Origin of the sequence: Agrobacterium larrymoorei (genome assembly GCF_005145045.1) — a bacterium.
GTDB classification, from domain to species: Bacteria; Pseudomonadota; Alphaproteobacteria; order Rhizobiales; family Rhizobiaceae; genus Agrobacterium; species Agrobacterium larrymoorei.
The window spans coordinates 2050440-2074076 of sequence record NZ_CP039691.1; the positions used below are offsets into that span (position 1 = coordinate 2050440).

The 23637-nt window shown below is 57.2% G+C and carries 24 protein-coding genes; 10 read left to right on the forward strand and 14 right to left on the reverse strand.

Annotated features, from left to right (window positions below; genetic code table 11):
- Nucleotides 1–287: 287 nt before the first annotated feature.
- From CFBP5473_RS09840 to rsmA, 3 genes are all read left to right on the forward strand, one after another.
- The gene (locus tag CFBP5473_RS09840; RefSeq protein WP_027675856.1) at nucleotides 288–1229 is read left to right on the forward strand and encodes a SurA N-terminal domain-containing protein; all 942 of its coding nucleotides are present in this window, start codon (nucleotides 288–290) and stop codon (nucleotides 1227–1229) included.
- Nucleotides 1230–1334: 105 nt separating this feature from the next.
- Nucleotides 1335–2351, forward strand: coding sequence for a 4-hydroxythreonine-4-phosphate dehydrogenase PdxA (gene pdxA, locus CFBP5473_RS09845; protein WP_027675857.1), 1017 nt, complete (start codon nucleotides 1335–1337; stop codon nucleotides 2349–2351).
- Nucleotides 2351–3181 (forward strand): 16S rRNA (adenine(1518)-N(6)/adenine(1519)-N(6))-dimethyltransferase RsmA, encoded by an 831-nt coding sequence (gene rsmA, locus CFBP5473_RS09850; RefSeq protein WP_027675858.1) that lies wholly within the window; start codon nucleotides 2351–2353, stop codon nucleotides 3179–3181. Before pdxA ends, rsmA begins: the two co-directional genes overlap by 1 nt.
- A 16-nt stretch (nucleotides 3182–3197) precedes the next feature.
- Here the strand turns inward: rsmA and vapC are convergent, their stop codons facing one another.
- The 10 genes from vapC to fabD form a co-directional block, all read right to left on the reverse strand.
- A complete protein-coding gene (vapC, locus tag CFBP5473_RS09855) occupies nucleotides 3198–3596 on the reverse strand; it encodes a type II toxin-antitoxin system tRNA(fMet)-specific endonuclease VapC (protein WP_027675859.1) in 399 nt (132 codons plus the stop codon).
- Nucleotides 3596–3829, reverse strand: a complete 234-nt coding sequence (gene vapB, locus CFBP5473_RS09860; protein ID WP_027675860.1) for a type II toxin-antitoxin system VapB family antitoxin — start codon at nucleotides 3827–3829, stop codon at nucleotides 3596–3598. The genes vapC and vapB overlap by 1 nt, the downstream gene beginning before the upstream one ends.
- Nucleotides 3830–3913: 84 nt before the next feature.
- Nucleotides 3914–4573 (reverse strand): glycerol-3-phosphate 1-O-acyltransferase PlsY, encoded by a 660-nt coding sequence (gene plsY / locus CFBP5473_RS09865; protein WP_084631681.1) that lies wholly within the window; start codon nucleotides 4571–4573, stop codon nucleotides 3914–3916.
- Nucleotides 4574–4621: 48 nt separating this feature from the next.
- On the reverse strand, nucleotides 4622–5293 hold the full coding sequence (gene gmk / locus CFBP5473_RS09870) for a guanylate kinase (protein ID WP_027675862.1): 672 nt from the start codon (nucleotides 5291–5293) through the stop codon (nucleotides 4622–4624).
- 5 nt (nucleotides 5294–5298) lie between these two features.
- Complete coding sequence (locus CFBP5473_RS09875; protein ID WP_027675863.1) at nucleotides 5299–6186, reverse strand: YicC/YloC family endoribonuclease; 888 nt, start codon at nucleotides 6184–6186, stop codon at nucleotides 5299–5301.
- A 57-nt stretch (nucleotides 6187–6243) separates the two neighbouring features.
- Nucleotides 6244–7461 (reverse strand): endolytic transglycosylase MltG, encoded by a 1218-nt coding sequence (gene mltG / locus CFBP5473_RS09880; protein ID WP_027675864.1) that lies wholly within the window; start codon nucleotides 7459–7461, stop codon nucleotides 6244–6246.
- A gap of 273 nt (nucleotides 7462–7734) precedes the next feature.
- On the reverse strand, nucleotides 7735–8997 hold the full coding sequence (gene fabF / locus CFBP5473_RS09885; RefSeq protein WP_027675865.1) for a beta-ketoacyl-ACP synthase II: 1263 nt from the start codon (nucleotides 8995–8997) through the stop codon (nucleotides 7735–7737).
- A 139-nt stretch (nucleotides 8998–9136) separates the two neighbouring features.
- Complete coding sequence (locus tag CFBP5473_RS09890; protein WP_027675866.1) at nucleotides 9137–9373, reverse strand: acyl carrier protein; 237 nt, start codon at nucleotides 9371–9373, stop codon at nucleotides 9137–9139.
- A gap of 341 nt (nucleotides 9374–9714) precedes the next feature.
- Nucleotides 9715–10452, reverse strand: a complete 738-nt coding sequence (fabG, locus tag CFBP5473_RS09895) for a 3-oxoacyl-[acyl-carrier-protein] reductase (protein ID WP_027675867.1) — start codon at nucleotides 10450–10452, stop codon at nucleotides 9715–9717.
- A 56-nt stretch (nucleotides 10453–10508) separates the two neighbouring features.
- Entirely contained in the window at nucleotides 10509–11453 is a 945-nt protein-coding gene (gene fabD, locus CFBP5473_RS09900; RefSeq protein ID WP_027675868.1) for an ACP S-malonyltransferase, read from the reverse strand.
- Between the two features lie 214 nt (nucleotides 11454–11667).
- On the opposite strand from fabD, the gene CFBP5473_RS09905 reads away from it, so the two are divergent.
- Nucleotides 11668–12711 (forward strand): aldo/keto reductase, encoded by a 1044-nt coding sequence (locus tag CFBP5473_RS09905; RefSeq protein WP_027675869.1) that lies wholly within the window; start codon nucleotides 11668–11670, stop codon nucleotides 12709–12711.
- A gap of 112 nt (nucleotides 12712–12823) precedes the next feature.
- Here the strand turns inward: CFBP5473_RS09905 and CFBP5473_RS09910 are convergent, their stop codons facing one another.
- Nucleotides 12824–13909 carry a helix-turn-helix transcriptional regulator gene (locus CFBP5473_RS09910; protein WP_051441301.1) on the reverse strand — a complete coding sequence of 362 codons (1086 nt, stop codon included), beginning with the start codon at nucleotides 13907–13909 and terminating at the stop codon, nucleotides 12824–12826.
- 406 nt (nucleotides 13910–14315) lie between these two features.
- Here CFBP5473_RS09910 and CFBP5473_RS09915 point away from each other — a divergent pair, with 406 nt between their 5' ends.
- The 5 genes from CFBP5473_RS09915 (at nucleotide 14316) to rplI (ending at nucleotide 17730) form a co-directional block, all read left to right on the forward strand.
- A complete protein-coding gene (locus CFBP5473_RS09915; RefSeq protein WP_136954342.1) occupies nucleotides 14316–14615 on the forward strand; it encodes a hypothetical protein in 300 nt (99 codons plus the stop codon).
- 649 nt (nucleotides 14616–15264) lie between these two features.
- Nucleotides 15265–15717: a 30S ribosomal protein S6 gene (gene rpsF, locus CFBP5473_RS09925; protein ID WP_027675872.1), complete on the forward strand. Its 453-nt coding sequence runs from the start codon at nucleotides 15265–15267 to the stop codon at nucleotides 15715–15717.
- A 12-nt stretch (nucleotides 15718–15729) separates the two neighbouring features.
- Nucleotides 15730–15978 carry a 30S ribosomal protein S18 gene (gene rpsR / locus CFBP5473_RS09930; protein ID WP_003502063.1) on the forward strand — a complete coding sequence of 83 codons (249 nt, stop codon included), beginning with the start codon at nucleotides 15730–15732 and terminating at the stop codon, nucleotides 15976–15978.
- 186 nt (nucleotides 15979–16164) lie between these two features.
- Nucleotides 16165–17139: a hypothetical protein gene (locus CFBP5473_RS09935; protein ID WP_027675873.1), complete on the forward strand. Its 975-nt coding sequence runs from the start codon at nucleotides 16165–16167 to the stop codon at nucleotides 17137–17139.
- 15 nt (nucleotides 17140–17154) lie between these two features.
- Nucleotides 17155–17730 (forward strand): 50S ribosomal protein L9, encoded by a 576-nt coding sequence (gene rplI / locus CFBP5473_RS09940; protein ID WP_027675874.1) that lies wholly within the window; start codon nucleotides 17155–17157, stop codon nucleotides 17728–17730.
- A gap of 558 nt (nucleotides 17731–18288) precedes the next feature.
- Here rplI and CFBP5473_RS09945 read toward each other — a convergent pair.
- A complete protein-coding gene (locus CFBP5473_RS09945; protein ID WP_027675875.1) occupies nucleotides 18289–19188 on the reverse strand; it encodes a DMT family transporter in 900 nt (299 codons plus the stop codon).
- Between the two features lie 65 nt (nucleotides 19189–19253).
- On the opposite strand from CFBP5473_RS09945, the gene CFBP5473_RS09950 reads away from it, so the two are divergent.
- Nucleotides 19254–20018: an ArsR/SmtB family transcription factor gene (locus CFBP5473_RS09950; protein WP_234881743.1), complete on the forward strand. Its 765-nt coding sequence runs from the start codon at nucleotides 19254–19256 to the stop codon at nucleotides 20016–20018.
- 849 nt (nucleotides 20019–20867) lie between these two features.
- Here the strand turns inward: CFBP5473_RS09950 and CFBP5473_RS09960 are convergent.
- Nucleotides 20868–21935 (reverse strand): HlyD family secretion protein, encoded by a 1068-nt coding sequence (locus CFBP5473_RS09960; RefSeq protein ID WP_027675877.1) that lies wholly within the window; start codon nucleotides 21933–21935, stop codon nucleotides 20868–20870.
- Between the two features lie 18 nt (nucleotides 21936–21953).
- A complete protein-coding gene (locus CFBP5473_RS09965) occupies nucleotides 21954–23468 on the reverse strand; it encodes an MFS transporter (protein WP_106389422.1) in 1515 nt (504 codons plus the stop codon).
- Between the last annotated feature and the right edge of the window lie 169 nt (nucleotides 23469–23637).

Below are 23637 nucleotides of genomic sequence, written 5' to 3' on the forward strand. Positions count from 1 at the left end.
TTTTCCCGCCGTTTTCTTTTGAACCGTCCGCCAAACAAGTGCGCTTGAGCGCAATGTGATCGCTCATTCAACCCACCGTCACGCTTTTGCCGCAGATATCTATGATCTGCTTGTCTCCAGCGATTGCCGTAACATTCATTCCGGTGATATACACGGTCGCGTTCACGCTTGGACTGTAACAAAAGCATCATTACTGGCGCAGGTCGGACCTTTTTTCCGCCCCGGCGACAGATGTTAAAAGCAACGTCGCGCCATGAACCGCGGCCTGCCGAGAGGGAGAGAACAAGATGAATTTCGGAAAGAAGGCCCTGCGCAGTGCAGCCTTTGCCTTTGCGATCTTCGCAGTTCCCATGATTGTTGTGCCGCAGGCTCATCAGGCTTTTGCCGATAGCGCGGTCAAGGTCGTGGTCAACAAAACGCCGATCACCTCTGACGATATTGCGCGCCGCGTTGCCTTCCTCAAGCTGCAGCGCCAGTCCGGCAACCTCAATGAAAAGGCGCGCGAGCAGCTTATCGAGGAAGCTCTGAAGCGCGAAGAAATTGCGCGCGTGAAGATGTCCGTCAGCACATCCGATGTCGATGCCGCCTTTGCGCGCTTTGCCGCCACCAACAAGATGACGACCGACCAGTTGACGAAGGTTCTGGGTCAGGCTGGCGTGGGTGCCGACCATTTCAAGTCCTTCATTGCCGTTCAGATGAGCTGGCCGCGACTGGTGAATGCCCGCTACGGCGGCAGAAACCGCATGTCGACCCAGGATTTCGTGACGCGCCTGAAAGAGACCGGCAAGAAGCCCGTGACATCGGAATACTTCCTGCAGCAGGTCATTTTCGTGGTGCCTGCATCCAAGAAGTCCATCGTCGGCAAGCGCAAGAGCGAGGCTGAAGCATCTCGCAAGCGTTATCCCGGCTGCGAGCAGGCCAAGACTTTCGCCGCCACCATGCTTGACGTTTCGATCAAGGATCTTGGTCGCATTCTGGAGCCGGAGCTTCCGCAAGAGTGGAAGGACATGGTCGTCAAGACGCCTGAAGGCGGCACCACCGGAACTCGCGTCACCGAAAAGGGTGTCGAGTATCTGGCAGTCTGCAAGAAGCAGCAGGTTTCGGATGACTATGCCGCCGAAATCGTCTTCCGAGCCGAGGATTTGACCAAGGCCGAGAAGGGCGAAAATCCCAACGAGAAGAAATATCTGGACGAGCTTCGCAAAAAGGCCCAGATCACCAGCACCTGATAGACAAGCGGCGCCGAAGGGCGCCGTCTCTTCCTTTGGACACAGCCATTTTCCCGCCACCGAATTTATCATTCGTTGGCGCAATAGTTTGAAAGCCTGAACGACGTGACATCGCTTCCACTGCCTCTCGCCCTGTCTCAAGGCGATCCCGCAGGTATCGGCCCGGATATCGCCATCACCGCATGGGCGAAGCGCAATGAGTTGCAGCTGCCACCCTTCATCTTCATCGGCGATCCAGATGTGTTGGCAAGCCGGGCGAATATTCTTGGCATTCCCGTCGACATCAAGACCTGCGAGCCGGAAGAGGCCATCGCCGTGTTCGGCTCTGCCATCCCGGTTTTGCCGTTGCCTGTGGGGTTTGAAGTGCAGGCTGGCCAGCCGCATGTCGGCGCGGCACACGCCACGATCAAGGCCATCGAAACCGCCGTTTCACTGACCGCGGAAAAGCGGACGGCAGCGGTCGTCACCAACCCCATTGCAAAATCCGTTCTGTACGAGGCAGGCTTCGGCTTTCCCGGCCACACCGAATTCCTTGCCGATCTGGCTTTGAAGCACACTGGGCAGGCTGCCAAACCGGTGATGATGATCGCAGGACCGAAACTGCGGGTGGTGCCCGTCACGATCCATATTCCGGTCAAGGATGTTCCGACTGCCTTGACGGAAGAGCTGATTGTCGAGACGTGCCGCATCATTTCAGACGATCTCAAGAACAAGTTCGGCATTGCTGCGCCGCGACTGGCGGTGGCCGGGCTCAACCCCCATGCGGGCGAAGACGGCGCAATCGGCACGGAAGATCGGGATATCATCCATCCAGCGACGATACAGCTGCGCAAGGATGGCATCGATGCCTTCGGACCGCTTCCTGCCGATACCATGTTCCATGACGCTGCCCGCAAGCGTTATGACGTTGCTGTCTGCATGTATCATGATCAGGGGCTGATCCCCGCCAAGGCGCTCGGCTTCGATGACTCGGTCAACGTCACGCTTGGCCTGCCCTTCATTCGTACCTCGCCAGACCACGGTACGGCCTTCGGCATTGCCGGTCAGGGCATCGCCAATGATTCGAGCCTCGTTGCCGCCCTTAAGATGGCAGCCGAGATTGTAGCGCGGCAGGCAGTTTGATGGCAGCAATCGATGGTCTTCCGCCTCTTCGCGAGGTCATACAGCGCCATGGGCTGGATGCGAAAAAGTCTCTCGGACAGAACTTCCTGTTCGACCTGAACCTGACGCAGAAGATTGCACGCACAGCCGGGCCTCTGGAGGGCGTCACCGTTTTCGAAGTCGGCCCTGGCCCCGGTGGCCTGACGCGCGCCATTCTTTCGCTTGGCGCAAAGAAGGTGATCGCCGTTGAGCGCGACAGCCGCTGCCTGCCAGCGCTGGCGGAAATTGCGGATCATTATCCCGGTCGCCTCGAAGTGATCGAAGGCGATGCGCTGAAGACCGATTTCGAGTCGCTGGTGCCGAAGGGCGAGCCTGTGCGCATAATCGCCAACCTCCCCTATAATGTCGGCACGCAATTGCTGGTCAACTGGCTGCTGCCAAAAGAGTGGCCGCCCTTCTGGCTCTCCATGACGCTGATGTTCCAGAAGGAAGTGGGCCAACGGATCGTGGCCGAGGAAGGCGATAATCACTACGGACGCCTTGGTGTTCTTTCAGGATGGCGCACCGTGCCTGAAATGGCCTTCGACGTCCCCCCTCAAGCCTTCAGTCCGCCACCCAAGGTCACATCGACCGTCGTCCATCTTCTTCCGAAGGAAAAGCCCCTTCCCTGCGATATCGCCAGACTCGAAAAAGTAACCGAAGCCGCCTTCGGCCAACGCCGCAAGATGCTGCGCCAGAGCGTAAAAAGCATAGGCGGTGAAGCATTGCTGGAAAAAGCGGGTATCGATCCGACGAGACGTGCGGAGACACTGTCGGTGGAAGAATTTGTGCGGCTGGCAAACGCCCTGTGAGATGATGCAGCCGGGATCAGACCCAGTTCTCGACCCGTAACCCGGGCATCCGCACGAACTCGCGCATATTATTGGTGACGACAATCAAGCCCTCGCTTCGAGCATGTCCACCGATTTGCATGTCATGAACACCACAGGGCGTGCCAGCCTTCGTCAGCTCCGCTCTGATCTGCCCATAATGCGCAGCGGCCTTATCCGCGAATGGCAGCACCTCGAGCCTGGCAACGAAATTGTCGATGGCATGGATATTGTCGGTGCGACGCGCAGATTTCTCGGCACCGTAATAAAGCTCGCCAAGCGTGATGCTGGATATGCAAAGTTGCTCTGCGAGAGCATTGAATTTCTCTCGTAATTCAGGCGGATAGGTTTTCATCACATAGATACATATGTTCGTATCGAGCATATATGTCAGCATTAGAAGGACTCGCGCTCGTCCAAAGCCGGTTCCTCACGCCGTTCAAGAAAATCCTGTGTAGCCTTGGGTCCACTGAGAAAAAGATCATCCCAGCGGCTTCCTTGCGGCACGATAATCCGCGTCAGACCTACTTTCAGCACATCAACCTTGTGCACATCCTCAGGGAATGCGACGGCCTTGGGCAGTCTGACAGCCTGACTGCGATTGCTGATGAAAACTGTGGATGTCGCCATTGCAGCACCTCGTATATCCTGACGGGATATACATAAACTGAAGACGGTGCCATTTCAAGTTCATACCGCAGATGGTCGACGCGCTCATTTACTGAACGTCCGGCCAATGCGCGGTTCAGTTCCCGCTAGCAATCGCTGGATGTTCGCACGATGACGAAGAATGACATAGGCGGCACCAGCGATGACCAATAAACGAAAGGCTAATGGTTGCTCCAGCCAAAGAACTGTCAACGTGCCCACTATGGCTGCGAGCATCGAGCTTAATGAGACAATTTTTGACGCAGCGACAACCAAGCAAAAAGCGATGATACAAGCGATGCCGATTGGCCAGGACATACCTAAAAGCACGCCTAGTCCCGTTGCTGCAGACTTGCCGCCACTGAAATTCAGCCACAAGGATCGACCGTGACCGATAATCGCTGCCAGTCCAGCTACGCAAATGATCCATGGGCCCAGATGCGGGGCGTCGTGAAACCATACAGAGCTTTTCTGTAATGATGGATTGTTGCACAACCAAGCAACAATAAACACTGGGGCAAACCCTTTAAGGACGTCGATCAGCAGAACCCCAACCGCTGGCCATACGCCCAAAACGCGCAACGCGTTTGTGGCTCCGGTGGAATTGGATCCATAATCTCTTAGATCAATCCCCCTCAGAGCCTTGCCTATTAAATAGCCGGTAGGTAACGACCCAAAAAGATAGCCTACTACAGCTGCAAATATTGCTAAAAATAAAATGAACACGGATTCCACCTGAATTGCAGCGTCCGAATATTGGGCTTTGAATAACTCTTATGCTTTTGGCAACTGCGGCTCTTCTTCCAGCAGACCTCTGACGAAATCGAACATGCCATGGCGGCGGTCGCGGCGGACGCGTTCGGCTTTTACGATGGCCTCCACCGCGTCGAAAGCGGCCTGGAGATCGTCGTTGAGAATGACGTAGTCGTAGTCGCGCCAATGCTCGATTTCGGAACGGGAATTGATGAGGCGTGTCTGGATGACTTCTTCCGTATCTTCCGCGCGGCGGTGCAGGCGCGATTGCAGTTCCGTCATGGTTGGCGGCAGGATGAAGATCGAGACGACGTCCGCTTTCATCTTATCCTGAAGCTGCTCGGCACCTTGCCAATCGATATCGAACAGCATGTCACGGCCTTCGGACATGGCAAGCTCGACCGGCTCGCGCGGCGTGCCGTAGAAATTGCCATGGACCTCAGCCCATTCCAGCAGCGCATCGCTGTCGCGAAGACGCTCGAACTCGCGTTTCGAGATAAAATGGTAATGAGTGCCCTCAATTTCGCTTTGGCGACGCGCGCGCGTCGTCACGCTGACGGAGAGCGAAATGTTGTTGTCCTTACCCAGCAGAGTGCGCGCAATGGTGGACTTACCCGCACCGGACGGCGAGGAAATTACCAGCATCAACCCTCTGCGGGCAATCTGAACGGGAGAGCTATTCGCTGGCACCATGGGGCCTACTCCAGATTTTGGACCTGTTCGCGGAATTGATCGATCACGACTTTCAATTCGATACCAGCAGCGGTTACAGCACTGGCGTTGGATTTGGAACAGATTGTATTCGACTCCCGGTTAAATTCCTGTGCAAGAAAATCGAGCTTGCGCCCAACCGGGCCGCCATGCGCCAGAAGTTCGCGCGCAGCTGCGACATGGGAGGTGAGCCTGTCGATCTCTTCGCGCAAATCCGCCTTGGTGGCGAGAAGCGCTGCTTCCGCATGCAGGCGCTCACGGTCCAGCGAGGCGTTACCCTCGCCGATCAAGGCGATCTGCGCTTCAAGCCGCGCGCGGATTTGCTCAGGCTGTCGGGATGGGTCGCTCTCGATGATCTTCGTCAGTTGCTCGATGCGGTCGATATGGGCGGACAGGATCGTGTAGAGGGATGCGCCTTCGCGCTCGCGCATGGCTTTCAGGCCAGCGATTGCCGCTGAGAAGCCGGTGACGATATCGGCGTTGCGGGCGTCCTGCGCTTCGTCGCTCTCCTCCGGTTCGCGAAATTCTACGAGGCCGCGAACAGAAAGAAGCGTGTCGAAGCTCAGCGGGGCATCGCTGACGGCGCTGCCGAGTTCCTTTTTCAGCGCCAGAACCGCATCCAGCGCATCGCGATTGACGACGGCTTCGAGCTTGCTTTCGGAAGTAGACAGGCTGAGGCCAGCCTGAATGTTGCCTCTGGAAAGGCTTTGCCCGGCGATCTCCCGCAGCGGCGCTTCCAGGGCCTCCATGCCGGTTGGCAGGCGCAGGCGCAGATCCAGTCCCTTGCCGTTGACGGAGCGAAGCTCCCAGGCCCAGCGATAGCGTCCGGATAAGCCTTCGCTGCGTGCGAAGCCCGTCATGGATTGCAATGTCATTTGAAATATCCCCCAAAAGCCGAACTGCGGTCGTTGGAGCGACCGCAGCGGTAAAAATCAGTTGGCTGGCTTTTCTGCCTGGGCACCGCCCGGCTGGCCGTCCACGACAGTATCCGTATTGCCCCCCGAAGCGGCCTTTTCGGCCTCGATCTTGCGCCAGCGGCGAACATTGGAATTGTGTTCATCCAGCGTCTTGGCGAAGGCGTGACCACCCGTGCCATCAGCAACGAAGTACAGATCATCCGTGCGCCATGGGTTGGCGGTGGCCTCAAGCGCTGCCCGGCCCGGATTGGCAATCGGGTGTGGCGGCAGGCCGCGGATGATGTAGGTGTTGAACGGCGTCTCCTTCTGCAGATCAGACTGATAGATCGGACGATCCGACGGCTTACCCTCACCGCCGAACAGGCCGTAGATGATGGTCGGATCGGATTGCAGGCGCATATTCTTCTTCATGCGATTGTAGAAGACGGAGGCGACATGGCCGCGCTCGTCATCCTTACCCGTTTCCTTCTCCACGATGGACGCCAGCGTGACGAATTCTTCCATCGTTTTCAGCGGAAGGTTCGGGTCACGCCGCTCCCAGAGCATCTCGATGAGCTTGCCCTGCGCTGCGCGCATCTGGTGGACGATTTCCTCACGCTTGGTGCCGCGTGTGTAGGGATAGGTATCCGGGCGCAGGCTGCCTTCCGGAGGCAGATCGGCAGGCAGATCGCCTTCCAGAACCGGGTCGGAAGCCAGCCGCGCGAACATCTGCTTTACCGTCAGGCCTTCCGGGAAGGAGACCGTGTAGAGAATGGACTTGCCGGATTCCAGCAGCGCCAAAATATCCTTCATCGAGGTGTGCGCCTTGATCTCGTATTCGCCCGGCTTCGGCGTCTGGCCAGCGGCCAGATAACGATCCGCCATCAGGCGGAAGATGCGGGCGTTGGAGATGGCGTCGCTGCGCTCGAGATTATTGGCGATTTCGGCAAGGCCAGCGCCATTGCGGACGGTGATCGTCGTGTTCGTCTGGAGCGGACCGGGCTCGTGGAACGTGTTGATCATGTAATAGAAGCCGGCGATGCCGACAATCGACACTGCGACGACAAGCGTCATGAGGAAGTTCAGGAAGATCACGACCTGGCTATGGGCCTTGCGGGAACGCTTCGGCGGCTCCGGCACCTTTTCCGGTCTCAGAGCCTCGGTCGGCGATTTAGGAATGATCGGGCCGCCCTTGCTCTCTCCAGAGCCATCGCGTCCATAGGGCACCTGATTGTTCTCTCTCGTATCGCTCACCGGCGGTCCTTTTCAGTTCGGCATTACAGCGGCTTTCTTGAGCAGGCAATGCGGCAAAAACAGGTTCGGCAGGCTATTCTGCACTCTCTCCGGGTGGGAGTTTCAAACACATCTTCGTTTGTGAAGATGGCGATTCTCCACCTTGCCAATTCCTTCGAAATGTCTCGCATATTTCAAAAGCATCGGCAGATAAAGCAATCCCGGCTGTTACACCGGGAGAACTGAAAGCGTTTTTGGTTGATTCCTGCGGAAACGGCAAGTGCCGAGACCAAATCAGGCCTCGTAACGGCGCAGCACGATGGACGCGTTGGTGCCGCCGAAACCGAAGGAATTCGACAGCGCCACGTTGACATCGCGCTTGCGTGCCGTGTGCGGCACGAGATCGATGGCCGTCTCGACATCGGGATTATCGAGGTTGAGCGTTGGCGGAACGATGTTGTCGCGGATGGCAAGCGTTGCGAAAATCGCTTCGATTGCGCCTGCGGCACCCAGAAGATGGCCGGTCGCGGACTTCGTGGAAGACATGGAAATCTTCGACGCCGCATTGCCGACCAGACGCTCCACCGCACCGAGCTCGATCGTATCGGCCATGGTGGAGGTGCCGTGGGCATTGATGTAGTCGATATCCGATGGCGTCAGCCCAGCGCGCTTCAGCGCCATGGACATGCAGCGATATGCGCCTTCGCCATCCTCGGACGGCGCCGTGATGTGGAAGGCATCCCCAGACAGGCCGTATCCTACAACTTCGGCGTAGATCTTCGCACCGCGCGCCTTGGCGTGTTCCAGCTCTTCCAGAACCACGATACCGGCGCCCTCGCCCATGACGAAACCGTCACGGTCGCGGTCGTAAGGACGCGAAGCTTTCTGCGGATCGTCATTATGCTGCGTGGACAACGCCTTGCAGGCGGCAAAACCGGCAAGCGCGATGCGGCAGACGGGCGATTCCGCGCCACCGGCAACCATCACATCGGCATCGCCGAGCGCGATCAGACGGGCAGCATCCCCAATGGCGTGCGCGCCGGTGGAGCAGGCCGTGACCACGGAGTGGTTCGGGCCGCGAAGCTTGTGCTTGATGGAGACCTGACCGGAGATAAGATTGATCAGGCGGCCGGGAATGAAGAAAGGAGAAATGCGGCGGGGACCCTTGTCGCGCAGCGTATAACCGGCCTCCACGATGCCATCCAGCCCGCCGATACCGGAGCCGATCAGGACGCCTGTCATGATCTGGTCTTCGTCGGTTTCGGGATGCCAGTCGGCGTCGTTCAGCGCCATTTCGGCGGCGGCCATGCCGTAAATGATAAAGGGATCGACCTTGCGCTGTTCCTTCGGCTCCATCCAGTCATCTGCATTGAAGGTGCCATCGGTGCCATCGCCAACAGGAATGCGGCAGGCAATTTTCGCGGGAAGATCGTCAACTTCGAATTCTGTGACGAGACGGGCACCGTTCTGTCCGGCCAGAAGCCGTTCCCAGGTGATTTCCGTTCCACAGCCAAGAGGAGATACCATGCCGGTACCGGTGATAACGACACGTCTCATCGCCAATGCTCCGCCCTTACCCAATCATCGCTCTATTTGTTGCAGCACTTGCGCGATGCCAAGTGTCGCAGAATAAATATTGGCCCGGACTGGCCGGGCCATATCGGGAAGGCTGTCGCCTTCCCTGGAAGTCAGTCGATCAGGCCTGAGCCTTTTCGATGAACTTTACAGCGTCGCCAACAGTCAGGATCGAGTCAGCTGCGTCGTCTGGAATTTCAACGCCGAATTCTTCTTCGAACGCCATAACCAGTTCAACGGTGTCGAGCGAGTCAGCGCCCAGATCGTCGATGAAGCTTGCGCCTTCAACGACTTTGTCGGCGTCAACGCCAAGATGATCAACTACAATTTTCTTTACGCGTTCTGCGATATCGCTCATGTCGGTTTCCTCGACCTTTACTTTGAAAGGAATGCCCTCTCAGACACCCTGCCCTGTTAAAACCCCCAAGCGCCGTTCAAGACAGACACCGTGGGCAAACCCGTTCAACCCGGTTCAAGCTAACCATCGTCGCACAAAATCGCAACGGTCGCTTTTGGTTCCGGGACGACTGTTCACAGTCTTCGCCCGCTTAACACGGTTTGTGGCGGGAAAAAAGCCTTAAAATAACGCTAACACACGCGCTCTACAGGCAATTTTCTTTTCCCAAGCCCTGTGGACGACCCCCGTGAATTCCTTCTTAACACCGTTTTCGAAATCAATGACGATTCCGAGACGGCGTTTTAGATCATTGCCATGCCGCCGTTGACGTGCAGCGTCTGGCCGGTCATGTAGCCTGCCTCGTTGGATGCAAGGTAAAGCACGGCAGATGCGATTTCCTGGCCCTTGCCCATGCGCTTCATGGGAATTGCGCCCATGATGGCGTCTTTCTGCTTGTCGTTCAGCTTGCCGGTCATCGCGCTTTCGATGAAGCCTGGAGCCACGCAGTTGACGGTGACGTTGCGTGTCGCGATTTCCTGAGCCAGCGACTTGGAGAAGCCGATCATGCCAGCCTTGGAAGCGCAGTAGTTCGCCTGACCCGGATTGCCGGTAACGCCGACGATGGAAGTGATGTTGATGATGCGGCCGAAGCGGCGGCGCATCATCGGGTGCGTCAGCTCCCGCGTCAGGCGGAACATCGCCGTCAGGTTCACCTCGATCACATTGTCCCAGTCCTCATCGCTCATGCGAACGAAAAGGCCGTCCTTGGTGATGCCGGCATTGTTGACGAGGATATCCACGCCTTCCAGCTCGGCATCAGCCTTTTCACCCAGCGCCTTGACCTCTGCGCGGTCCGCAAGGTTGGCCGGGAAAATCTTGACGCGTTCGCCAAGCTCGGAAGCCAGCGCTTCCAGCTTTTCGACGCGGGTGCCGTGCAGGCCTACGGTTGCGCCCTGCGCGTGCAGCATACGGGCGATTTCTTCGCCAATGCCGCCGGTTGCGCCGGTGATGAGAGCCTTGCGGCCAGTCAGATCAAACATTGTGTTCGTCCTTTTCGAGAGCCTGTCGCGCACGACAGGCGTAAAACAAGATTGAATTAGCCGAGAAGCGTCTGAAGTGCGGTTTCGATATCGGCAGGCGAATTGACGGCGATGCCGTTCACCGTCTTGTCGATGCGGCGTGCGAGGCCGGTCAGCACCTTGCCGGAGCCGATTTCGTAAAGCGTCGTCACATCATTTGCGGCAAACCACTCCACCGTTTCGCGCCAGCGAACCTGACCCGTCACCTGCTCCACCAGCAGAGCGGCGATCTCATCGGCATCCGAAACCGGAGCGGCGCGCACGTTTGCGACGACCGGCACGACCGGGCTCTTCTTTTCCACCTTGGCCAGCGCCTCGCGCATCGCGTCTGCTGCAGGGGCCATCAGGGCGGAATGGAAGGGTGCGGAAACGGGCAGCATGATGGCGCGCTTTGCGCCCTTTTCGGATGCGAGTGCAGCGGCCCTCTCGACGGGCGCCTTGGCGCCGGAAATCACTAGCTGTCCACCGCCGTTATCATTGGCAATCTGGCAGACGCCTTCGGCAGCGGCTTGCCCGCAAATGGCTTCGACATCGCCATGCTCGAGGCCGATAATGGCGGCCATGGCGCCCTCACCCACCGGCACGGCTGCCTGCATGGCATTGCCCCGAATACGCAGAAGGCGCGCGGTGTCGGCCAGCGAGAATGTTCCGGCGGCACAGAGCGCGGAATATTCACCGAGCGAGTGACCGGCGACGTAGGAAACCTTTTCGGAAAGCTTCAGGCCACGCGCTTCCAGCACGCGCATGACGGCAACGGAAACGGCCATCAGGGCTGGCTGGGCATTTGCAGTCAGCGTCAATGTCTCTTCGGGGCCATTCCACATGATGTCGGAAAGCTTATGCCCCAGAGCCTCATCGACCTCTTCGAAGACGGCGCGCGCCTCGGCAAAGCTTTCTGCCAAATCCTTGCCCATGCCGACAGCCTGGCTGCCCTGGCCTGGAAACGTGAATGCGATTGCCATGGGATGCGGTCCTTCTTCTTTGGTCTTTTCTTCAATTCCAACGGTTTCCATTCACATTCCCGCCCGCAAAGTCAAGGCTTTGCGCCATTTGCGGCGGCAATGGGCGCGGTCTGGGGGCTCTCTTCCACAGAGAAGATAATGGAATGTTTTTTCTTGCACTGCGGCAATTCCGCATTACTTTCACCGCACCTTCCAAGCTAAGCGAGACATTTCCATGAAACAGAAAACGTTGGGACGCACGGGCATCTCCGTGTCCGAAATCTGCCTTGGCACGATGACATGGGGCACGCAGAACAGCGAGGCCGAAGCCCATGAGCAGATGGACTATGCGCTGGAACAGGGCGTGAATTTCTTCGACACGGCAGAGCTTTATCCCACAACGCCGGTGTCTGCGGAAACGCAGGGGCGCACGGAAGAATATATCGGTACGTGGTTCCAGAAGAGCGGCAAGCGCGATCAGGTCGTTCTTGCAACGAAGGTGGCAGGCTCGGGCCGCGATTACATTCGCGGCGGTCGCGATATCGATGCAGCCTCCATCCGCGAGGCCGTCGACACCAGCCTGCAGCGTCTGAAAACGGACTATATCGACCTTTACCAGATCCACTGGCCGAACCGTGGCACCTACCATTTCCGCGGCGTATGGGGTTTCGATTCATCCGGCCAGGACACGGAAAGAACGCTCTCCGAAATTACCGAGAAGCTGGAAACGCTGGGCGAACTGGTCAAGGCGGGCAAAATCCGGGCCATCGGCCTTTCCAATGAAAGCGCCTGGGGCACACAGCAATATTTGAATATCGCGCAGGCTAATGGGCTTCCGCGCGTCGCTTCCATTCAGAATGAATATAACCTGCTCTATCGCAACTTCGACCTCGACCTTTCGGAAGTCTCGCATCATGAGAATGTCGGCCTCTTGGCCTATTCTCCGCTGGCGGGTGGCATTCTGACTGGCAAGTACCAGAACGGTGCCAAGCCAGAAGGCTCGCGCGGCACGATCAACAAGGATATCGGAAGACGTCTCCAGCCGTTTCAGGAAGCGCCGGTAAAAGCCTATCTGGAACTCGCCTATGCGCATGATCTTGACCCCGCCCAGATGGCGCTGGCCTTCGGCCTCAGCCGCCCCTTCATGGCGGCCGTCATCATCGGTGCGACCACGATGGAACAGCTGAAGACCGACATCGGCGCGGCAGACGTGACGCTTTCCGACGACGTGCTGAAGGGCATTGCGGAAATTCACCGGCAGTATCCAATGTCGATCTGATCCGGCTCGGGTTTCCAGGCAGTGATTTTGATCCGACTTGCTAACAATGCTACCTACTCCTGCAGGTAGCATGAGATGTTCGTACGGCGGAATTGTTCTGTTGGTATGTCACTTATGACGGCACCGGCAATACCGAGCCCGAAAGAAGCCGGACGAGCGCTCCATGATTCTCAACACCGGTTTTGGCATATACTGATTTCAGATGTGTCTTAACCGTATTGGGACTTACACCCGCAAGTGCAGAAATATCTTTTGGAGCAGCACCACCTGCTGCAAATCTTGCCACCTTGGCTTCGGACGGCGTGAGATCAAATAGGCCTCTAAGAAGAGACACCCCTGGGATTGTCGACGACGCAAGCGTACTGATTGTGACAATGAAGAGGCCGCCTGGCAGAATATCCCGCCCCATGCCGCGGACCGGAACGATATGCGCCACACTGGCAGCCTCCTCTTCGGATGCCGGTACGGGGATCGACAATACCCCAGCGTCGGCGGGCCTCAGTGCGAGCTGAAAAAGCGCATTCTGTAACAATCGGTCGCTGGGCGTGTGTCTTAATTTTATACGTTCACGGCTATCAATGATCTTTGACGGAATCATTCTCTGCATCAGGGCGTTGGCCGTCAGCATTCTACCTTGAGAGTTAACGACGCATGCCGGAAGACCGAAGACCCCGAGCCCATCGGTAATTCTCGATGCGGTGGCAATTTTTAATCGGCCCGCGAGACTGAGGGCGCGCGCCAGATGCGGACGTATCGAATCCAGCCAATCGGTCTTTGCTCGGCTAATCGGTCCAGCGTCAAAATCTCCGTCAAAGCTTGCTGCTATTTTATCGCCATCTGGCGTGACAATATGTGTACCCACCGACCAACCGAGTCCAAGTGGATATAGGAAATCCCTGTAAAGTGGTTCACTTGCGAATTCATGCGGTAGAAAGACATCCAAATCCGTGACGAATCCCGCATGGTCCAAACGATCCGCGCGCTCACGGCGGGTGTTGTATTTGTCCCACCCCTCCTCGGCAAAGCGCCTGAATATATCCGCCGCCGCAGGCGTGGCTACACAAGTCATGCCAACTTCGGACTGCGTAAAAATAACGCCGCCGCGCGTGCCCAAAACATCGTTTATGTCGATCAACACGCTTTCCCATTTTTCCGGGACAAGGACTGCTTCATAGATTTTGTCGACAACGTCATGCACCGCCGAAATTCCCCAAAAGTATTGTCGTAATCACCTTAAAGGGTGAGGCGAAAAAAAACAGTATCTCTTACATTTTTCTCGCCATCGGGGGATGGCGTCAATCATTCAAGCGGGAATTCAAAATGAGATATTTATTAGCAGCAACACTGGCTGCCACGTTACTGGCCGCTCCGGCACATGCACAGAATTGTGCTCCGTATATAAACAGGCTCTTCGAGATTAAAAATCGGCTTGATTCTACACCAAGACAAAATCGATATGAATATAATCAAATACTCAACGCGTATAATCAGCAAAAACAAGAAGTATGGCAGTGCAATCAGAACAAATTGGCGAATACGCCCCAAGATCCTTTTTGGGCGCGCCAGATGAATCGAGGCTGGTAAAGATTACTCAGGAGAAAAACATGAAATATATGAAGATAATTACGATCGCGGTCGCCTTGTTTGCGCCAACCGTGTCTTTCGCGTCTGGCCGTGACGTCTGCTCGGATGCTTACCTGAGCGCGGCAATTCAGCCAGAAGCAAACAGGGCGCAACGTGCAGTAGGAATTTGCGGGACGGCAAAAGCAGCGATCTCTCTCTATTCAGCGAGCATAAGGTTGGTGAGCAAGTGCCAGCACGATCCGGGCTTGAGAGCCTACAAAAAGCAGCTGGAGCAATCGCTGCAGGAAGCCCGCAATCAAGCGAGTTCATCCTGCGGATGATCTTAAAGGCTATTGAAGGGTCCGACGGATGAAATCTGCTATGATCACGTTATTCTGCGCCTTGGTCGTATCTACGAGCATACCAGATACAGCCTCTTCAAAAGAGATAACACCTCAATGCGTAAGAAACATCTCCTGGAAAGGGGTGAAGTTTCTTATGAACTTCTGCAAACAAGAAACAGTTCTTGTTCGATGGGACAACGAAAGATGCCTGCCGGGTTGCCTAGATGTACTCGGACGTCATGAAAGTGTTCGCCTCAAGAAGAAGATTAAAGTCCTTCATTTTGAGGTCTGTTCTATGGAAACATGTTTACGAAACCTGTTTCCGAGCCGGGCATGATGGCTTAAATGCTCGACGAGCAGCTGATTGAACGGGCTTTTTCGGGCAGCGCGCTTGCATTCGCAGCAAAATTCAGTATAAGCGCGCTGTTCACAACACCCGGTCTTATGGCTGGTGGCTGAACGGAGGGCTGGTTTCGGTCTCGAAACAGCAGGAACCATAAGGTTTTTCCGGCCTCCCGTGTCTCCGCTCTCGACCGTCTCGAACAACGCTTTTCTTGCCTCTGGCCAACGCCAGCCAAGAGCAGTCGTTGAGGCTTAGCGCCGTTGCCGGGTGATGAATGAAACGCAAGAAAGGCAAAAGCTTAAAATGGCTCTTTACGAACACATCTTCCTTGCCCGGCAGGATATCACTGCCCAGCAGGTTGACGCACTTGTCGAGCAGTACAAGGGCGTTATCGAATCGTTCGGCGGCAAAGTCGGACGCATCGAAAACTGGGGTCTGAAGTCCCTTACCTACCGCATCAAGAAGAACCGCAAGGCTCACTACGCTCTGATGGACATCGACGCTCCTGCAGCGGCCATCCACGAGGTAGAGCGCCAGATGCGCATCAACGAAGACGTTCTTCGTTACATGACCATCGCTGTTGAAGCCCACGAAGAAGGCCCGTCTGCAATGTTGCAGAAGCGCGACCGCGACGACCGTCCGCGCCGCGATGGCGACCGTCCTGACCGTGGCGACCGTGGTCCACGCGCACCGCGCGAAGGTGGCTTCGGCGACCGCGAAGACCGTCCGCGCCGTCCGCGCGAAGACCGTGCATAAGGAGAATTGATTATGGCTGACGCATCCTCTTCCCAGGCACGCCGCCCGTTCCACCGCCGTCGCAAGACGTGCCCCTTCTCCGGCGCAAACGCTCCGAAGATCGATTACAAGGACGTTCGTCTTCTGCAGCGCTACATTTCCGAGCGCGGCAAGATCGTTCCTTCGCGTATCACTGCAGTTTCCCAGAAGAAGCAGCGCGAACTCGCTCAGGCGATCAAGCGTGCACGCTTCCTCGGCCTGCTGCCTTACGTCGTAGCGTAATAGCATTTTCGAGGTCGCGTTTCGACGCGGCCTCGATCTCTTGAAGCAACTGACTTTTAATCAGTGGGTTGCCACTTCGATATCCTTCCGCGTTGGGCGCGGATCGACAGACCACCAAACCCCATGTTGGGGACGACGTTCGGATGAACGGTCCTCTAACTGCTCAAGACAAGCAGGACAGCGACGTTGAGACAATTGAACCAGACAGTGCTGATCACCGGCATTCTTGCCGGCATATGCGCCGCGTTTCTAACGCTTGGCGCAACCGCACAGTCGTCCATGTCTTTCCTGCTTTATGCGGCATCCGCCATGCCTGTGCTCGTGGCCGGTCTCGGCTGGGGCAATGCCGCCGCCATCGTTTCCATTCTTTCCGCCGCCTTCCTTGGTGCGCTTGCCGTTTCCCCCCTCTTTGCCGTGACGATCGCGATCTTTACGCTGATCCCGGCTGGCTGGCTGTCGCATCTTGCCAACCTCGCCCGCCCCGCCTCCGAAATCGGTGGCCCGGATGAGTTGATGGCATGGTATCCGCTTTCCGGCATTCTGCTGCATCTGTGCGGGCTCATCACCGTCTCCGTCATCATTCTCGGTACCATGATCGGCTACGGCCCGGATCTGGTCTCGCAGATGGTCGACCTGATGATGTCTTCGGTGCAGACGCGCGAGCCATCCTTCACGCCGGATGCGACGGCGCTGGCGCAGACCAAGTCGCTTCTCGTGCTGATGCTGCCGATGATCCAGGGCGGCCTTTGGGTCATCCTGCTGTTTGCCGCCTATTATTTCGCAAGCCGCATGGTGCGCTCCTTCGGCAAGGGTCTTCGCCCGCGCGAAGATATTTCGGCGGCACTGCGCATGCATCGCAATGCGATCTTCATTTTTCTTGGCGGTATCGTGCTCACCTTCTTTGGCGGCGTTGCCGCTATGGTCGGTGCCGTTATCTGCGGCACGTTTGGCGCTGGCTTCGTGATGGCGGGTTACGCCTCGCTGCACCATCGTTCAAAGGGCAAGGACTGGCGCTGGCCGGTTCTGGTTCTCGCATATCTTTCAGCGGTCTTCATGTTTCCGCTGCTCATCATCCTCGTCATGGGCTTGAGCGACGTGCGCAGCACGATCTCCCTCACGCCTCCGCGGAATACCGAAAAATCGAACGAAACCAACACATAAGAAAGGATCAAGAAGATGGAAGTCATTCTTCTCGAGCGTATCGCAAAGCTTGGCCAGATGGGCGAAACCGTAAAGGTTCGCGATGGCTACGCACGTAACTTCCTGCTGCCGCAGGGCAAGGCGCTGCGCGCCAACAACGCCAACAAGGCCCGTTTCGAATCCGAGCGTGCAACGCTCGAAGCCCGTAACCTCGAGCGCAAGTCTGAAGCCCAGACGGTTGCAGACGCTCTCGCAGGCAAGAGCTTCATCGTCGTTCGCTCCGCTGGCGAAACCGGTCAGCTCTACGGTTCTGTTGCTGCCCGCGACGTCGTTGAAATCCTCGGCGCAGAAGGCTTCAACATCGGCCGTAACCAGGTCGAGCTCAACACGCCGATCAAGACCATCGGTCTGCACAACGTTACGCTTCACCTGCACTCCGAAGTCGAGTTGTCTGTTGAACTGAACGTTGCCCGTTCCGCTGAAGAAGCCGAGCGTCAGGCAAAGGGCGAAAGCCTCACCTCCGCTGACGCCATCTACGGCGTCGACGAAGACGCTCTTCGTCCAGAAGACTTCTTCGATCCAGACGCTGACTTCGACGGCGACGACGAGTAATATCTGCGGGCCTTATGGCTCACAAAAAGAACCCCGGATGGCGACATCCGGGGTTTTTGTTTTTCCGGTGGGATGTGAATTTTTCGGACCACTCCACCCACTTCCGTCATCCTCGGCCTTGAGCCGAGGATCCATCGCCATCAACGAAATCAAACGGTTGTGGATCCTCGGGTCAAGCCCACTGCTGTCCGGTTGAGATTTATGGACTTGGCATAGGGTCTTGATTTCGTTCCGTTTTTTGTACTCCGTGCGAAGCCGGTCTCGCCAGTACAACGCTGGCTATGAATATGGCGACGGCACTTCCCACTTCCGTCATCCCGGACTTGATCCGGGATCCAGCCAGACCAAGTCCTTGGTCTGAAAGACTTTTTTGACGCGCAGACGCGCGTCAGCTGGACCCCGCATCAAGTGCGGGGTGACGGCTGGGGGAGCTGTTCTCGCCCCCAACACCTACTCAGTTTAAACCGGACAAAAGTGGGACAAGCCCAAGAATGACGGGAGTGGGTTTGGCGATCGTCATTAATCCACCTTCTCCGCAACCCAGATTTTTCGGCATTGCTACCGCGAAACCAACCCAGTACGCGACGGCAACGTCATCGCAATCACCCCTGCCAGAATACACACCAGCCCTATCATGGTGCTGGCATGCAGTTGTTCGCCAAGGAAAATCACGCCGATGGCGACGCCCACCGGCACGCGCACATAGGCCTGTGCCGTTGTTCCGAGTGATCCGAGCGTTCGCACCAGCCGGAAGTAAATGGTGAAGGCGAGTGCTGTGGTGAAAATGGAGAGGCAGAACAGCGCGATGATGGAGCGGCTGGAGGGCGCGAGTTCCCATGGGCGGTCTATGATCAGGCTGGCGGGAATGAGGATGATCGCGCCGCAGATCAGCGATGCGGCAGCGGGGATCATCGAATCGATACCTTTGAAGTTCTTTCCGAAAATTGCCGCCCCGGCATAGAAGGCGGTGGCGAGAATGACGGCCATCTGTGCCAGCACGACATCGCCAAGCCCGTTCAGGGCTTGCACCCCAATCATGACCACGGTTCCGACGAGCCCGATCATGACGCCGAAGAGCTTGCGCCCGTTCAGCACCTCATGGCGGGTGATGATGGCCGTCAACAGGAAGGTGAAGACTGGCGTCAGGGAGTTGAGGATGACGGCCAGCCCAGCATCGATATAATGTTCGGCCCAGGCAATCAGCGTGAAGGGCAGCACGCTGTTCAGAACGGCCTGAATTGCGAACATCTTCCACAGTGCCGGATCTTTGGGAAGCCGCAGCCCGCGCCAGAAAATGATGAGCATAAGAATACAGCCCGCAATCGCTGTGCGCGCCGCAATCAGCGTCACCGGTGGTATCGTCTCGATGCCGATCTTGATGAATGTATAGGAACTGCCCCAAAGACACCCCAGCAAAACGAGCAGGGCAATTTCGGGCAGCAGTTTTCGGTCGGTCATCCAGTCTCTCCACAAGCGGGTCATCTCCTCTCTATAGAGTCCCCGGAGAATGGGAAGCTTCGGCATTGGCCGAACCATTGAAGGCTGACCTTCATCCGCTTGAATGCTACTCTGCGCCCATGACCCGTATCGCCTCGCCCAACACCATCGCCGCCATCGCCAACCTTATCGGGGATACGACAAGGGCAAACATGCTCTGTGCGCTCATGGGCGGTCAGGCGCTGACGGCTGGCGAGCTTTCCCGCGAGGCGGGCATCACGCCGCAAACGGGCAGCGAGCATCTTGCCAAGATGGTGGATGCCAACCTTCTGTCGACAGTGAAGCAAGGCCGCCACCGTTATTATCGGCTGGCTTCACCGGAAGTCGCGCATGGTATCGACGCGCTGATGTCCATCGCCGCGAATGGCCCGAAACGGCACCATCCCATCGGGCCGAAGGAAAAGGATATGCGCCTTGCGCGCAGTTGCTACGATCATATCGCAGGCCGCCTCGCGGTGGCGGTGGCCGATAGTCTCAGCGACAGCGGACGGATTGTTCTTTCGGATGAGGGTGCGCTGGTAACCGATAAGGGCCAAGCCTTCCTTCAGGAATTCGGCATCGATCTCAGCGATGGTTCGCGCTCAAAGCGCCCCCTATGCCGCACCTGCCTCGATTGGAGCGAGCGCAAGCACCATATTGCGGGCCGTGTCGGCACTGCGCTGTTGGAGCGGACGCTCGATCTCGGCTGGGTGGCGCGGCGAGCGGATAGCCGGGCGTTGAGGATTACGCCTGCGGGAGATCGAGGTTTTCGAAAGATGTTTTGTTTGCCGGTGGATTGGCGGGAGGGTTGAGGTTAGCCTTTACTCCCTTCCGTAATAATGGCCTTGATTCCCTGCTGTCCGGCTTACTTTGACGGGCGTTACCGCGCAGTTGCCCGGGTTGTTTAGCTCAACGTTTCCGCCCTGTCGGCGTCATCCTCGGGCTTGACCCACTGCTGTCCGGTTTAGATTTTCGGAGTAGCCTTAAGCTGTTAATCATGCTCCACTTTGTATGTTTTTCTGCGATTTGAACGTCGTCGTGAGAGAGCGATATTTGCCGGGGGGGACGAAGAGCGTTGCAAAGCCCACCTCCGTCATCCTCGGGCTTGTCCCGAGGATCTGCAACCGATTGATTTTGTTGACGTTGGTAGATCCTCGGCACAAGGCCGAGGATGACGGTTGCGGGCGGATTTACCGTCTCCCCTCAAGCCTCTGGCCTTGCATAAAGTGCTAAGGAATCTAAACCGGACAGCAGTGGGCTTGACCCGAGGATTTAAAACCGTTGCTATCGTCGACAGCGATGAATCCTAGGGCAAGCCCACTATTGTCCGGTCTAAACAGTGTTGGTAGTTTGGGATGAGACCAGCTCCCCCGCCCGTCACCCCGGCCTTGAGCCGGGGTCCAGCAGACGCGCGTCTGCGCGTCAAAAGAGTCTTTCAGACCAAAGACTTGGTCTGGCTGGATTCCGGATCAAGTCCGGGATGACGGAAGTGGGTGGTGCCGTTTCCACATTCACAGCCAGCGTTGCAATGGCGAGTCCGAATTCGTACAGAGTACAAAAATCGAAGCGCAGTCAACACCCTATGCAAAGTCCATAAATCTCAACCGGACAACGGTGGTGCAAGCCCGAGGATGACGTCGAGGGTGTTGTAACTAAGACGCCTACCTCGCCGCCGTCTCAGCGCCCACCGGCTCCTTGCTCTTATCCACCCGCACCACCACGGACATGCCGGGAGAAAGCTCTGTCGCCGCGGGCTGGTCCGGATCGATGGACACGCGCACGCCGATGCGCTGGGCAATCTTCACGAAATTGCCAGTCGCATTATCCGGCTTGATGACGGCGAATTCGGAGCCTGCGGCGGGGGAGAACCGCTCCACCTTGCCGGTCAGTTTGCGGTGATGCAGCGCGTCGACGGAGATGGACACCGGCTGACCCGCTTCCATGCCTGCAAGCTGCGTTTCCTTGAAGTTGGCGACGACCCAGATATCGTGGGGCACCACGGCCATCAACTGGGTTCCGGCGGTGACGTACTGGCCGATACGGACGCCGACCTCGCCGAGCTTGCCATCTCGCGGTGCGTGGATTTCGGTGTTCTGAAGGTCGATCTTGGCGAGTTCCACCGAGGCCTGCGCGTTGGAAACCGCCGCCTGAAGGGAGCCGCGATTGACGATGATCGTCTGCAAGTCCTGACGCGCCACTTCCTGTGCGGCTTTTGCCTGCGAGAGACCGGCGCGGGATTTATCCAGATTGGCCTGCGCTTCTTCCTGAAGGCTGGAGGTGCCGACGCCGCTGCGGATCAGATTATCCTGACGGTCTGCGGCAAGCTGGGCCTGTTTCAGCGAGGCTTCCGCACTATCCACTGCAGCTTCGCTGGAGCGGATATTGGCGTTTGCAGCAATTTCCTGCTGGCGGGAATTATCGAAGGCCGCGGTCTGGCTGGCAAGCGTCGCTTCGGCCTGCGCCAGCTTCTGACGGAAAATACGGTCATCGATCTTGGCCAGAAGGTCGCCCTGCTTGACCTCCTGATAATCCTTGGCCGGCACATCCACCACGTAACCGCTGACCTGCGGGCTCATGGTGGTGACGTAACCGCGCACATAGGCGTTGTCGGTCATCTCCACGGCGCTGGAGAAAGGCGGCAGGCGCCATGCGTAAAGCACGAGCGCGACACCGGCGATGCCGCCGAGAAGAACGATGAGAGTGAGAGGCGTGAAGATCTTCTTTAGCATTTGTGGGACTCTAAACGATCAGGATTGTGGGGCAGCGGTGGCATCTTGCCCGCTGATGAAGAGCGGTTTGATGCGCAACCACGCAAGATGAAGAAGCAGCATGGCAAGCGCTGCAGCGGCGCAGAAGGAGATCAGCAGGAAGGTATCGTTATAGGCCAGAATATAGGCCTCACGCGTTACCTGCTGGCCAAGCAGGCTCAAGCCTTCCGCCTTCAGCAATGCCGGGTCATTGATGACGTGGCTATAGGCTGCCGAAAGCTGGCTGACACGCTGGGCCACCTGAGGATTTTGCAGAAGGATGCTTTCCACGAGAATATTGGAGTGAAATTTTTCCCGTAGCGTCACGAAGGAGCCGAGCAGGCCCGTGGTCAGCATGGACCCTGTTATCTGCGTGAACAGGAAGATAGTGATGAAGTTGACGAGGTAAGGCGGGCCTTTTGCCAAAGCCGCACCGAAGCCCTTGGACATGACGGGCGGAAGAAACATGGCCGCGCCGAAAGCGATCATTGCCTGGCTCAGATACATCTGTTCCGGCCTCGTCAGGTTAGTCGAAGTGCTATCCATGAAAGCACCGAGTGCAATCGTAGACAAGGCGATGACATGCGCGGTCTCGACATATTTCGTCAGCATCAGCAGCGCACAGGCGGCACCGCCCAGCACCGTGGCCAGAATGATGAGCGCGTAAAGCTGCATCGTCTGGTCGTTGAGAATGCCAAGCTGCTGGTACAGGCTGACGGCGGTGGAGGATTGTTCCGATGAAACCGCGCGGTAGATCAACAGAATTGCGATCATATGCAAATTAGTGCGGGAGAATATCCAGCGCAGGTCCAGCATCGGATTCTTGCGCGGCAGCTCTATCATGGTCATCGCAGTCAGAAACGCGATGGAAGCTGCCAGCAGCACGCCGAGCCACCAGGTTTCGAACCACCAGTAAAACCGGCCAAGCGTGAGGAACACCGCCATGCAGCCAAGCCCACAAGCAAACAGCAGATAGCTCAATATATCGATACGCTCGATGACCTTGACGCGCGGTGGCGGGGTTAGCGGCAGCAGATAGATGATCGGTAGCACAGCAAGCGCCATGCCCACTTCCATGCTGTAAAGCGCCTGCCAGCCATCGATCTGCAAAAGCGTTGGCGAGAGGATGCGCGCCAGCGGCGATGACAGCAACGTGCCGGTGAGCGCTATGCTCAAGCCCAGCGTCAGCTTGCGCTGCACCGGAAAGGCTTCAAGAATATAAAGGAAGCCAAGCGATGAAAGCGGCGCCGCCGCCATGCCGCTGACGAAGCGCACGACGATGGCGGAATGCAGGTCCGTCACGAAAAGGTTGAGACAGGATGCAAATACGAAAGCGATGATGCTGATTTCCGCAAAAGGCCGCAGGCCATATTGCTGGCGCACCTTGAACAGCGCGATGGAGAAGGTGGCATAAGGCGCCATATAGGCCGCCGAAAGCCACGCAACTTCCGCCACCGTGCCGGAGAATTCACCCTGCAACTGGTAAATATTGGCCATGACGATGTTCATGCCCATGCCCTGCGTAATGAAGAAGGCAAGACCGGCAGCGCAGTAGATCAGCTTTTCGATGAAGGACTTTTCCGCAGGCTGCGGCGGCGTAGCGGGAGCCTCCTGCCCTGCCGGTGTTACCACGGCATCGGCATCGGAAGCCTTGTCCTGAGGCGCTTCGGGCGTGATTGATATG